Source organism: Gemmobacter serpentinus (genome assembly GCF_008973825.1).
GTDB classification, from domain to species: Bacteria; Pseudomonadota; Alphaproteobacteria; order Rhodobacterales; family Rhodobacteraceae; genus Gemmobacter; species Gemmobacter serpentinus.
This window is the reverse complement of record NZ_WCHR01000050.1, coordinates 15,252-27,023: the sequence shown is the minus strand read 5'-3', so window position 1 is coordinate 27,023 and position 11,772 is coordinate 15,252. Positions and strand designations below refer to the sequence as shown.

The window sequence follows — 11,772 nt, the reverse complement described above, 5'->3', positions numbered from 1 at the left end:
CGGATGCGCTGACGCATCAAACGTCCCACCAGCCGTATAAGGCGCAGGATCAAATCCCTCCGGAGAGGCCTCAGAGCAATAGATAAACGTCTTGGCCATCGCGGGCGCTGCCGCCGAAAGGGCCAGGGCCGATGCGGCGATCAGGCTGCGGGTGAGGAGTTTCATGTCGATGTCCTTTCGCTCACTGTTGAAGATTTTGTTTGGCCCCGGAATCATTGCGTCCGGTTTTTGTATAAATAGTGCATACACCAGTTTCGACCGGATGGTCTAATTCTTATGCGGCTGTCGTCCGCGCATGAAGAGGCATCGCGAGGCATGACGTCAGGTCACATGTGGCAATCAAACCTTTGCCGCCAGAGCCTCTTCTTCCGCGAAGGGTTGGTCAAGGGATGTCGAAGGCGGGCAGAACCAATGCGGCCCCTGCGCGCCCATATAAACGATATCTTCCAGACGGATTCCGCATTCGCCATAGACGCAAAGCATGGGCTCGATGGAAAAGCACATGCCCGGGGCCAGCGGGGTCTTGTTGCCCTTCACGATGAAAGGATCTTCGTGAATGTCGAGGCCAAGCCCGTGCCCGGTGCGATGCGGCAGCCCCGGCACCTTGTAGCCCGGGCCAAATCCTGCGGCGGTCAGGCTGTCGCGGGCGGCGCAGTCCACATCCTCGCAGGGGGCACCGATGCGGGCAGCGGCAAAGGCCGCCGCATGGGCCGCGCGCTCGTGTTCCCACAATGCGCGTTGGCGCGGGGTGGGGGTGCCGAAGACATAGCTGCGCGTGATGTCGGATCGGTAGCCATGCAGGGTTGCACCCAGATCGATCAGCACCATGTCGCCCTGTTGCAGCACCTGCGGATGCGGCACCCCATGCGGATAGGCGGTTGCCTCGCCAAATTGCGCTGCGGAAAACAGCGGCTGCATCCCAAGGGCCACATGCGCGGCATCGATGAAGGCACAGGTCTCAAGGGTGGACACCCCGGCGCGCAACCCGCGCCAGACCGCGCGCTGCACCTGCCAACTGGCGGTCATCGCGGTCTGGATGATCGCGATCTCGGCCGCGGATTTCACCTGACGCAGCCCCGAAATCAATGGTTTTGCTGGGCAGACCTTGCCCCCCATCGCATCGGAAAGCGGCGCGGCAAATAGCCAGGGCGTTGCCGGATCCAGCGCCAGCAAGGCATTGGGCCCGGCCTGCGCACGGGTCTCAGATGCGATCAATGCATAAGGGTCCTCGTCTTCTTCCCAGGTGGCGATCCGACCGGGGCGGCGCAGCAGGGTGCGCAGCTTCGGTTCCTCGAAGGCCGGGCTGACATGGACAACCTCGCCCTGCGCAGGGATCAGCGCGCCATGAATACGTTCCGACAGGCCAAGGGCATGGCCGCAGAAATAGGCCAGCGACGAGGCCGCATCCAGCCAAACCGCGCCCACACCTGCCTTGCGCATCGCGGCCTGCAATGCCGCCAGTCGCGCGTCATATTCGCGACCCTCGATCGGGGACGCGGTAACGGGACGAAAGGACGCAAGCGCCCGGTCAAAATCGATAGTCTCTGTCATTGGCCTGCACCATTTCGGCTGACGCGGGTCAGTCCGGTTTGCCCGTCACGGTGACGCGCTGGCGCGGCCACAACCTTGGGGATCCCCAAGACCTATCGGGAAGGGAACGGGGCCGCAAGTCGGGCGGAACGGTCTGTCGCAGGGCAGTGCCGTCGGGCAGTTGCGTTGCACATGCGCCGCAGTCGCCGCCCATTGCGGTGGCTGCCCTTGCGCAGAGCGCAATTCATAGTATTTCACTCTGAAAATCGGGATGCCTCACCGCGTGATCCCGATTTGCCCTTGCTTTCCTCGCGCGCAGGTCCGGCCCGGATGACGTTCCGCCACAGCATGACCAGCTTTACCACCGGGATCCGCGTGCGCGCACCGCTGCATTTTCGGATGCTGGACGGCATGGTTGCAGACCATTGGCAGGCCGAGGGATCCATCGGGGCGGGGGGCTATTATCTGGCACCCGATCCGCGCATCGTGATCTTTCTCAATGATGTTGGCGGCGCGATCCGCATGGCTGACCGGCAAGAGGCGCTCGGGCAGAATTGCCGCCCGATGGGACGGGCCTTCTACATGCCTGCCGGGATGCCGATATGGTCGCACTTCACCAGCGCCCATCAGTTTCAGCATCTTGACCTGCATCTGGATGCTCGGATGCTGCAGGGCCTGCTTGCGCCCCGTCTGGGCAGCTCTGCCGCGCTGACTGCGATCCGCACGCCGGTCGTGCTGGAGGATGCCCCGGCTGTCGACACCCTGGCGCGGCTGATGGCGGATGAGCTGGGCGCGGTGCGACGCCATGATCTTTATGCAGAAAGTCTGGCCCGCGCGATCATTACGGGTATGATGGACATCACCGAGCCCGCGCCGCAGCAGGGCGGGCTAACGCCTGCGCAGATGAAGCGACTGCAAGGCTTTGTGCAGGACAATCTGCATCGCCGATTGTCGAATGCCGAACTGGCGGAACAATGCGGCCTGTCCGAAAGCTGGTTTTCGCATGTCTTCAAACAGACCAATGCCGAAACCCCGCAGGTCTGGCAAGCGCGGCTTCGCATCGCGCGGGCGCAACAGGCGCTGAGCCAAAGCTCGGAGACCTTGAGCCGGATCGCCGACAGTCTCGGCTTTGCCGATCAGGCGCATCTGACGCGGGTCTTTCGCCAGCATACCGGCCAGACGCCTGCGGCCTGGCGCCGCAATGTTTTGGCACAATAGGCTTGGTCAACGGTGTCGATTTCCGGTGTCTGGGACAATTGGCAACAGGATGCGTCAAGACTGTCACGCCCCTGTGACATAATCTCCGCGCCCAAGCCATCGTGCCTTGCAGGCCCGTCGGACCCTTCGCAAGCCCGGTTCCCGCGTGGTCAGGCAGTGGGGCGCGATCTGCGGTGCGGCGGTGCCTCATCCCGGAGCCGGGCCTGTCCCGCTGCCGTGTCGATCCTGCCTGCCGTTCTGTGCCACGCTGTCGCGGGCGGGCGGCATTGGCTGTTGGCATCCGCGCAGCGGCTGACCGCGCGTCCACCCTACGTCCCGCAGCCAGCTTCCGCCCGTGATGCCAGCCAGCCCATGAACAGGAGTTGCCCTATGGCATCACATCTTGCGCCCCGCCGGGGCATGACCCCGCTCAACCGCCGCCTTGCGCGGCCCGCAATGGCGCTGCTTTTGTCCAGCGCGGCGCTGCTGCTGGCGGGCACCGCCCAAGCACAGGAGATTGTCAGTGACGAAGGGGCGGTCGAACTCAGCACCGTCTGGCTGCATGGCGGCTCGGTCGTGGATGCCGACAGTTCCATCGTGGCGGGTTACAGTGCCACCGGGTCGAAAACGGTCAATGAGGTGATCGACATTCCGGCGCAGGTTTCGGTCGTGACCGCGGTCGAGATGCAGACCCGCGCGCCCGACAGCCTGCATGAAGCGCTGTCCTACACGTCATCGGTGTCGGTCGACGAATACGGCTCGGACAACCGTTATGATTTCTACCGCATCCGCGGTTTCCTGCAATCTGGCACCGGCACCTATCGTGACGGACTGCCGTTGCGCAGCTTCAACTTCACCGGCGGCCGGATCGAGCCCTATTCGGTGCAGCGCATCGAGGTGCTGAAAGGTTCCACCTCCACCCTGTTCGGGCTGAACGGGCCGGGTGGTCTGGTGAATGTGATGACCAAGCGCCCGCAGGGCGAGCCCTTCGGCGAGGTCTATACCACCGTTGGCAAGGATCATGGCGAGGTCGGCTTTGATCTGGGCGGTGTGCTGGATGTCGACGGCACCCTGACCTGGCGGCTGACCGGCAAGGAACAGGATTCGACCGATGGCTCGCGCTATCTGGAGGATGATCGCGGCTATCTGGCGGCGGGCCTGACCTGGAAGCCCACCGACGCCACCTCGCTCACGTTGCTGGCGAATTACTATGACACGGATGGCAATACCGGCAATGGCATCCCCGTCGGCTCCACCGCGTCGCATGACACCTTCTTTGGGGAGCCGTCGCTGGCCGATATGGACCGGGTTGAAAAAAGCGTGGGCTATGAATTCAGCCATGCCTTCGACAACGGGCTGACCCTGCGCCAGAACCTGCGCTGGTCCAATATCACCATGCTGTATGAGCAGGCCTATCTGGACAGCAATTCGCCGACCGGGCGCTATGCCTATCGCATGAATGGCGAGATCACGCGCTTTGCCGTCGACAACCAGCTGGAATATTCCACCACCTTCGGCGATGTCGAAAGCCGCACGCTGATGGGCGTCGACTATACCGATGACGATCTGCTGGAGACCAGCTTTACCGGCACGGCGGGCGCGATCGATCCGAACAATCCGGTCTATTGCGGCACCGCCTGCATCAATCTTGCGACCACCGGGTCGGTGCTGGATATGACCCAGCAGGCGACCGGCATCTATGTGCAGGAAGAGCTGACTTTTGCCGATCAATGGATCGTGACGCTTGGCGGGCGCCATGACCGCGTGCGCACCGAGGATGGCACCGGCGACAATACGCAATCGGCCTTCACCAAACGCTTTGGTCTGACCTACAAGGCGACCGAGGATCTGGCCTTCTACGGCAACTATTCTGAATCCTTCGATGCCCTTGGCGCGGGATATGTGCCCTATATGCCCGAGGCCCCCAAGCCGCAGCAAGGCCGCCAATACGAGGCCGGTGTGAAGTATCGCCCGGCGGGTTCGGATGCGCTGATCAGCCTTGCTTATTTCGATCTCAGCCAGAGCAATGTGCCGCGCTTTGCCACCATTGGCGGCGTGCCCGCCTATTGGCAGATCGGGCAGGTTGATGTGAGGGGGCTGGAGCTTGAGGGCCGCATGGCGCTCAATGATCGGGTGAACCTGAACTTCGCCTATTCCTATTGGGATGCGAAGGTCGTGAATGGCGACAACCCCGGCAATCGCCCGTTGCTGACGCCGAAAAGCCTGGCTTCGGTCTGGGCCGATTACAGCTTTGACCAGGGCGCGCTGTCGGGTCTGAAGCTGGGTCTGGGCGCGCGTTACCTTGGCGCGCGCTTCTCGGATGATGGCAATACGGTGCGGATCGGGTCCAATGTCGTGGTGGACGCGATGGCCAGCTATCAAGTGGCAGAGAACACCGAACTTGCGCTGAATGTGACCAATCTTTTCGACAAGGATTATGTGTCTTCCTACAACTTTACCAACAGCGCCGTGTTCTACGGCGACGCCCGCGAAGTGAAGGCGACGCTGCGCCACCGCTGGTAAGCAGCCCGCAGGCGGAACAGAAACAGCCCCGGCCAGACAGGCCGGGGCTGTTTTGCATGTCAGTGTGAAGACTTCGGGCCAGGTCAGATGATGCTGAACATGCCCGCAGTCAGGTTCAGCCCATCATCCAGAACTGCCAGAAGATTGCGCCCGCCCGCAGCCGAGCCATTGGAATCGTAGAACAGCTTGCCGCTGTCATGGTCATAGATGATGCGGTCACTGGCATCGACGCTGCGCCCGGTGCCGATCACCTTGAATTTGTCAGGGGAAAGTTTGCTGCCGCCGCCAAGACCTGCCATCACATCGCGGTCCAGCGCAAAGCGATCCTCGCCTTGGGTGAAATCGGTGATGGTCACGGCGTTCTTGGTCAGCGGTTTGCTGATGAACTGGAAGCTGTCGCGCCCGTCACCGCCGGTCAGCACGTCGCGCCCTCCGCCGCCGATCAGAGTATCGGCCCCGGTGCCGCCAAGCAGCGTATCCTTGCCGGAACCGCCTTGCAGCAGGTCATTGCCAACGCCGCCGCCGATGCTGTCATCGCCAAGGCCGCCATAAAGCAGGTCCGCGCTGCCGCCGCCATCCATCGTGTCGTGTCCGGCCCCGCCAAGCAGCCGGTCATTGCCGCCGCCGCCATTGATGAAGTCATTGCCCGCGCCGCCATCGACGGTGTCATTGCCGCCTTCGCCCAGCATTCGGTCATCGCCCCCCATGCCCTTCAGGACATTGGCGGCATCATTGCCATAGACCATGTTGTTGCCGTCATTGCCGATGCCGCGCAGCACCGCCGAGCCCCCCAGCCACAGGTTCTCGTGATACTGGCCCAGCGTATGGCTGACCGTGGCCAAGATCAGGTCTCTGCCCGTATCGTAATATTCGAACTGGAAGCTGTCGCCCGCGCCGATGACATAGGTGTCATTGCCTGCGCTGCAGCGGAAGACGTCGGCCCCGTCACCGCCATTCAGGTTATCGTCGCCATCGCCGCCATCCAGCGTGTCATTGCCCGCGCCACCCATCAGGCGGTCATTGCCATTGCCGCCAAACATCTGGTCGTTGCCATTATCGCCCGACATCGTATCGGCACCGTCGCCAGTGGTCGAACCGACGGCATTGCCCAGCATGTAGTCATCGCCATCGCCGCCCTGCAGCATGTCGGCACCATCGCCGCCATCCATGCGGTCATTGCCGAGCCCGCCATAGAGCGAGTCATTCCCCCCGTCCCCGTAAAGGCCGTTATTGCCGGCCGTGCCATACATCCTGTCATTGCCTGCGCCGCCGTAGAGGTAGTCACCTTCGGTCAGGGCCTGCCCGCCCTCCAGCCCGCCCCAGAGCGTGTCATCGCCGATGCCGCCATAGAGGTAATCGGCACCCAGCCCGCCGACCAAAAGATCATTGCCCGCATCGCCGTTCAGGCCGTCATGCCCGGCCTGGCCATAGATGCTGTCATTGCCATTGCCGCCATAAAGGCCGTCGCTGCCGCCATTGCTGCTGGTCTGCCAGTTCGGCTCGTCGGTGCCGGTATCGCCGTAAATCTTGTCATCGCCGTCGCCGCCATAGATCTGGTCGCCTTCGGTGGCATCATCGCCGTCGTGGTAGATGTCGCCAAAGATCGTGTCATTGCCGCCATAGCCGCGCAATGCGCCTTGCCAATTGGCGGTGTCGATGTCGCCGTAATTGTCATAGTTGCCATCGCCCAGCACCAGGGCGGTGCCCCAGAGCAGGTCGGCACCATTTGTGCCGTTGTTGTTGCCATCGGGATTGCGCGCCATTCTGGTCTCCGTGCCATGACTGAGCCGGCCAAGCCGGGTGGCCTGCCGCTGATTTGCGTCAGGCTATGCTGGGAATGCCGGTTCAGCATACCGCATTTGGGGGATATGGTCTGCATTTGCGTGCCGGTCGGAGCGGGTTTGGCATGGGTGGTGGATCCGCGCCCGTCCGACTTGCCCTTGAAATGCGGCAGGCGACTGGATAGGCCCGTTTCGGGAACACCCAAATCTCAGGGCAGGGATGGAATGGCAGGCATCCGGGATATTGCGCGGCTTTCGGGCACGTCGATCGCCACGGTGTCGCGGGTGCTGAACAATTCGGGCTATGTCTCTGCGGAGATGCGCGCGCGGGTCGAGGCGGCGGTGCGCGAAACCGGCTTTCAGCCCAATGCAGGTGCCCGGCAGATGCGCACGCAGGAAAGCCGGATGATCGCACTGGTCCTGCCGGCGCTGGATCTGCATTTCTTCGGCATTCTGGCGCATGAGGTGGAACAGGCGCTGTTTGCGCGCGGCTATACCGCGATGATCTGCTCCACCGCCGAAGACCCGGAGCGCGAGGCGCATTATGTCTCGGCGCTGCTCGCGCAGCGGGTGGACGGGGTGCTGGCGGTCAGCGTGACGCAAGAGGCAGGGGCGTTCCGACGGTTGCGCGATGCGGGGATCCCCATCGTGGCCATCGACCGGCCCTTGCCGGATGTGACGCCCCATGTCGTCCATGCCGATCACCGGCTGGGCCTGCGCATGACGGTGGAGCATCTGCTGGCGCTTGGTCATCGTGATTTCGCGCTGATCGGCGCGCCGGGGCATAGCTGGCCCATTCAGGAACGTATGGCCGGGGCGCGGGCGGCACTGGCGGCGGCGGGGCTTGCGCCGCTGTGCACCGCGCTTGGCGAGACCCACACATTCGAGGCCTGTCGCGATCTGATGGCGGGGCTGTTCGCCGAAGGCCACCGTCCGACCGCCATTCTGGGCACCACTGATATCGCGGCCATCGGTGCGATCCATGCCGCCACTGCGCGCGGGATGCGGGTGCCGGGCGATGTGTCGGTGACCGGCTTTGACGATCTGCCCGCCGCGCGCTTCGTTGTGCCGCAACTGACCACCGTAGCGCAGCCGATCCGCGCCATCGGGCGTCAGGCTGTGGCGGAATTGCTGGCGCTGATCGCAGGGGACGAAGCCGCCGAGACCGCGTCCGAGGAACTTGGCCTGCGCTTCGTGCTGCGCGGCACGACTCAATCCGTCAGCGGCGCGACCCCGATCCGGTAACGGCTTTCCCAGACCTGCCCCGCATGGAAGGTCTGCACCGTCGGCATCACATCCGCCAGCGGGTTGACTGCGGCCGAGACCGTCTGGCCCAGATCAAAGGCGGCGCGGCAGGGCTCCACCCCAAGCGCCAGATGGCGGCTGTTCCATGGCGCATGGGCGCGGCCCCGATTGCTGACCCAAAGCATGAGGCCGGGGAAATCGGCCCTGTCCCAATCCAGCGTGACCTTCCAGTCCTCTTGCAGATGCGACAGGCTGGCATGGCCCTCTGCATCGGGGATCAGCACGCGGCATTCTGCGGCCTCTTCCAGTGGCAGGCGGGTCAGGTCGATCGCGCCGCCATCCGCGCGCCGCATCTGCGTCAACGCGGGCGAGACATGGTCGGGGGCCAGCGGGCAGGGATCGGCGGGGGGCATCTGCGGGTGGGACCAGACCGCTTTGTGTTGCCCGACATCCAGCCGGGCCGCGCCGGCCGTGTCGGGCAGGCGCAGCACCGGATGCAGCGCAATGGGCAGGCAGCAATCACGGCGTGGGGTGACCCGCAGCGTCATCACGACACCCGCCCCATCTGGCTGTAACAACCGTTCCAGCCTATGGATGGGGGCGGTATCGGGATAGTCGATGACTGCGTGCAGGCCGCTGCCGTCTTGCGTCACCACCCAGTCATGGTTCGATCCATGCCCGTGCGGCGCGACTGCTGCGCCCGAGGGCTGCGGCCAGCGGGCGGGCAGCGGCACCAGATCCTCGGATCCGAAGGGCACACAGGGCCATTCGCCCCGCAGCCGCCGCATGATGCCGGGCAGGGCGGGATCATCCGCCCAAGGGGCTGTGGCCAGCGGCGTGACCATCCGTCCGTCCGGCAGACGCAGGCGCAGCCCGTCGATCATCGCGCCCAAGGGTTGCAACCCCGCCTCGCCGCCGTTCCATGTCAGGCGCGGCACGCTCATCGCCGCTCGATCGCGAAGTTCACGAAGACCGCGCCAAGGATCAGCGCCCCCTTCACCACCTGCTGCGCATAGGGGTTGAAGCCCCAAAGCGTCATCGCGTTCAGCAGCACGCCCAGAAACAGCACCCCGATGAAGGCGCCCCAGATCGAGCCCTTGCCACCAAACAGGCTGACGCCGCCAATGATACAGGCCGAGATCACCTCCAGCTCCAGCCCGCGCGCGATGGAGGAATTGCCGGAATTGATCAGTGAGGAGTAGACGATGCCGCCAATGGCCGCGAAGACGCAGGTGATGACAAGGCAGATTGTCTTGGTGCGCCAGACATTGATGCCTGACAGGCGCGCGGCCTCGATATTGCCGCCGACGGCGTAAATCTCGCGGCCAAGGGCGGTGTAATTGGTCAGGATGAAGGTGAAGGCAAAGGCCAGCCCCAGCAGATAGACCGGCACCGGCACACCCAGGAACCGCCCGCTGCCGATGATGTAATACCAGGACGGGAAACTTTCGATGGGTGAGCCGCCGGTGATCAGGTTCGCAACCCCCGCCAGCGTCGCCATCATCGCCAGCGACGAGATGAAGGTCGGAACGCCAATACGGCGGCGCAAAAAGCCGTTGAACATGCCGATCAGCGCGGCAAAGCCAAGAGCGATCACCATGGCAGCCATCACCACCAGAACCGAAGGCTCCATCGCGCCACCCGACAACAAGCGCACCATCCAGGCGGTGATACAGGCCGAGACGGCCACCATCGATCCCACCGACAGGTCGATCTCGCCCACGATGATGACCAGCGTCATGCCGAAGGCGATCATCCCCGGCACCGCCACGGTGCGCAGGATGTTCAACTGGTTGTCGATGCTCAGGAAGCCGCGCCCGGTAAAGGCCACAAGAATGTAGAAGGCGATCAGGATGATCAGCATCGAATGACGCCGCAGCAGGGCGGGCAGGGCCGCCGCATTGGATCCAGACTCTGGTGTGGGGCGGGCGGTCATGCGCGTGTCCCTTCAGGTTGCGCCATGGTGGCGGCGTAAAGCGATTTGGGATCGAGGCCGGTCCCGGCGAATTCGGCGGTGATGCGCCCGTCGCGCAGCACCAGAACCCGGTCACAGCATTCAGCAAGGTCTTCAAGCTCGGTCGAGACAACGATGGACGAGAGGCCACGCGCCGCCTGATCCCAGATGATCTGGTAGATCTGGCGCTTGGCCTGCACATCGACACCGCGCCCCGGCTCGTCCAGCAGCAGCACACGCGGCGCGGTGTTCAACCAGTTGCCCACCACGACCTTTTGCTGGTTGCCGCCTGACAGCGACGAAACCGGCAGCCGCGCGTCCGATACCTTGATTTGCAGATCGGCGATCTGGCGGTCGACATGCGGGCGTTCCAGCCCCATCCATGTCAGCCCGCGCTGCGCGATGCGGCGCAGGGGGGCGGTAACCAGATTGGTATGGATCGCGTGATCGAGGACCAGCCCGGCTTGTTTGCGATCCTCGGACGCATAGGCCAGGCCCGCTTCCTTGCGCGCGGGCAGCGACAGGGTGCCGATCTCGCGCCCGTCCAGCAGGATATGGCCCGCATCCTGCGCCCGCGCGCCAAAGATCGTGTGCAGGATCTCGGTCCGTCCCGATCCCAGCATCCCGGCGATGCCCAGAACCTCGCCTTTGTGCAGGGTGAAACTGACATCCTCGATCCAGGGCGCAAGGCGCAGATTGCGCACCTCCAGCAGCGGCTCAAGACCGGGGCTGTGGTCGGGGCGATCCAGCGGCGGCAGATCGCCGAACATCATGTCAAGGATGCGCGGCGGCGTGGCCTCGGCTATGGGCAGCGATCCCGCATGGATGCCGTCGCGCAGCGCGGTCACCGTATCGGCGATCTGCGGCAGTTCGGCCAGACGATGCGAGATATAGATGATGGTGACGCCGCGCGCCTTCAGCTTGCGCACCAGCCCGAACAACTGCTCCACCTCATGGCTGGCCAGGGCCGAAGTCGGTTCGTCCAGCAGCAGGATGCGCGGATCAAGACTGGAGGCCTTGACGATTTCCACCACCTGTTGCCGACCGACCGACAGGGTTTCAACCGGCTGATGCGGGTCAATCTCTGCGGCACCCATCTCCTGCAGCAGGGCGCTTGCCCGGCTGTGCAGGGCGGACCAGTCGATCAACCCGCCGCGTTTGGGCAGGCGGCCCAGAAAGATGTTTTCGGCCACCGACAGGCCGGGGACAAGGCTCAGTTCCTGATGGACGGTGACGATGCCGGCTTGCAGCGCCTCTTGCGGGCTGCGTAAGCTGACCGGCCGGTCGCCCAGCCAGATCGTGCCGCGGCTTGGGGGCGTGGCACCCGAGATCATCTTGATGAAGGTGCTTTTGCCAGAACCGTTCTTGCCGATCAGCGCATGGACCTGACCGCCGGTGAAGACATGGCTGAAATCGTCCAGCGCGCGCACCGCGCCGTAATGGCGCGTCAGCCCCTGCAAACGCAGATCTATTGCGGCCACCTGTGCCCCCCTTGATCTTGTCAGAAAGGCCGCCCGGAGGTGTCGTTGCACATCCGGGCGG

General features: G+C 64.0%; 8 protein-coding genes and 1 pseudogene. 3 read left to right on the top strand and 6 right to left on the bottom strand.

All coding sequences use genetic code 11. The features are described from left to right. Both GBJ34_RS20960 and GBJ34_RS19660 read right to left on the bottom strand, forming a co-directional pair. Positions 1-249 (bottom strand): annotated as a pseudogene (locus tag GBJ34_RS20960) (hypothetical protein); the annotation flags it as partial. Positions 250-339: 90 nt separating this feature from the next. Continuing rightward, positions 340-1,551, bottom strand: a complete 1,212-nt coding sequence (locus tag GBJ34_RS19660; RefSeq protein WP_151720878.1) for a M24 family metallopeptidase — start codon at positions 1,549-1,551, stop codon at positions 340-342. Positions 1,552-1,860: 309 nt separating this feature from the next. Here GBJ34_RS19660 and GBJ34_RS19655 point away from each other — a divergent pair, with 309 nt between their 5' ends. Together GBJ34_RS19655 and GBJ34_RS19650 are read left to right on the top strand one after the other, a co-directional pair. Further along, positions 1,861-2,748 carry an AraC family transcriptional regulator gene (locus GBJ34_RS19655; RefSeq protein ID WP_151720877.1) on the top strand — a complete coding sequence of 296 codons (888 nt, stop codon included), beginning with the start codon at positions 1,861-1,863 and terminating at the stop codon, positions 2,746-2,748. A gap of 369 nt (positions 2,749-3,117) precedes the next feature. Beyond that, positions 3,118-5,250, top strand: a complete 2,133-nt coding sequence (locus GBJ34_RS19650) for a TonB-dependent siderophore receptor (RefSeq protein WP_226341294.1) — start codon at positions 3,118-3,120, stop codon at positions 5,248-5,250. Between the two features lie 83 nt (positions 5,251-5,333). Here the strand turns inward: GBJ34_RS19650 and GBJ34_RS19645 are convergent, their stop codons facing one another. After that, a complete protein-coding gene (locus GBJ34_RS19645) occupies positions 5,334-7,013 on the bottom strand; it encodes a calcium-binding protein (RefSeq protein WP_151720876.1) in 1,680 nt (559 codons plus the stop codon). 243 nt (positions 7,014-7,256) lie between these two features. Between GBJ34_RS19645 and GBJ34_RS19640 the strand changes: the two genes are divergently transcribed. Further along, positions 7,257-8,276, top strand: coding sequence for a LacI family DNA-binding transcriptional regulator (locus GBJ34_RS19640; RefSeq protein ID WP_151720875.1), 1,020 nt, complete (start codon positions 7,257-7,259; stop codon positions 8,274-8,276). Here GBJ34_RS19640 and GBJ34_RS19635 read toward each other — a convergent pair. From GBJ34_RS19635 to GBJ34_RS19625, 3 genes are read right to left on the bottom strand one after another with little or no spacing between them, the layout of a single operon-like run. Continuing rightward, entirely contained in the window at positions 8,243-9,220 is a 978-nt protein-coding gene (locus GBJ34_RS19635) for a hypothetical protein (RefSeq protein ID WP_151720874.1), read from the bottom strand. The two genes, GBJ34_RS19640 and GBJ34_RS19635, sit on opposite strands and share 34 nt — an antisense overlap. Further along, the gene (locus tag GBJ34_RS19630; protein WP_151720873.1) at positions 9,217-10,212 is read right to left on the bottom strand and encodes an ABC transporter permease; all 996 of its coding nucleotides are present in this window, start codon (positions 10,210-10,212) and stop codon (positions 9,217-9,219) included. The genes GBJ34_RS19635 and GBJ34_RS19630 overlap by 4 nt, the downstream gene beginning before the upstream one ends. Next, complete coding sequence (locus tag GBJ34_RS19625; protein WP_226341293.1) at positions 10,209-11,711, bottom strand: sugar ABC transporter ATP-binding protein; 1,503 nt, start codon at positions 11,709-11,711, stop codon at positions 10,209-10,211. The genes GBJ34_RS19630 and GBJ34_RS19625 overlap by 4 nt, the downstream gene beginning before the upstream one ends. Positions 11,712-11,772 lie beyond the last annotated feature (61 nt).

Coding starts and splice junctions, on each gene's coding strand:
- GBJ34_RS19655 (WP_151720877.1), top strand. CDS start 1,861: ATGACGTTCCGCCACAGCATGACCAGCTTTACCACCGGGATCCGCGTG.
- GBJ34_RS19635 (WP_151720874.1), bottom strand. CDS start 9,220: ATGAGCGTGCCGCGCCTGACATGGAACGGCGGCGAGGCGGGGTTGCAA.
- GBJ34_RS19640 (WP_151720875.1), top strand. CDS start 7,257: ATGGCAGGCATCCGGGATATTGCGCGGCTTTCGGGCACGTCGATCGCC.
- GBJ34_RS19645 (WP_151720876.1), bottom strand. CDS start 7,013: ATGGCGCGCAATCCCGATGGCAACAACAACGGCACAAATGGTGCCGAC.
- GBJ34_RS19650 (WP_226341294.1), top strand. CDS start 3,118: ATGGCATCACATCTTGCGCCCCGCCGGGGCATGACCCCGCTCAACCGC.
- GBJ34_RS19630 (WP_151720873.1), bottom strand. CDS start 10,212: ATGACCGCCCGCCCCACACCAGAGTCTGGATCCAATGCGGCGGCCCTG.
- GBJ34_RS19660 (WP_151720878.1), bottom strand. CDS start 1,551: ATGACAGAGACTATCGATTTTGACCGGGCGCTTGCGTCCTTTCGTCCC.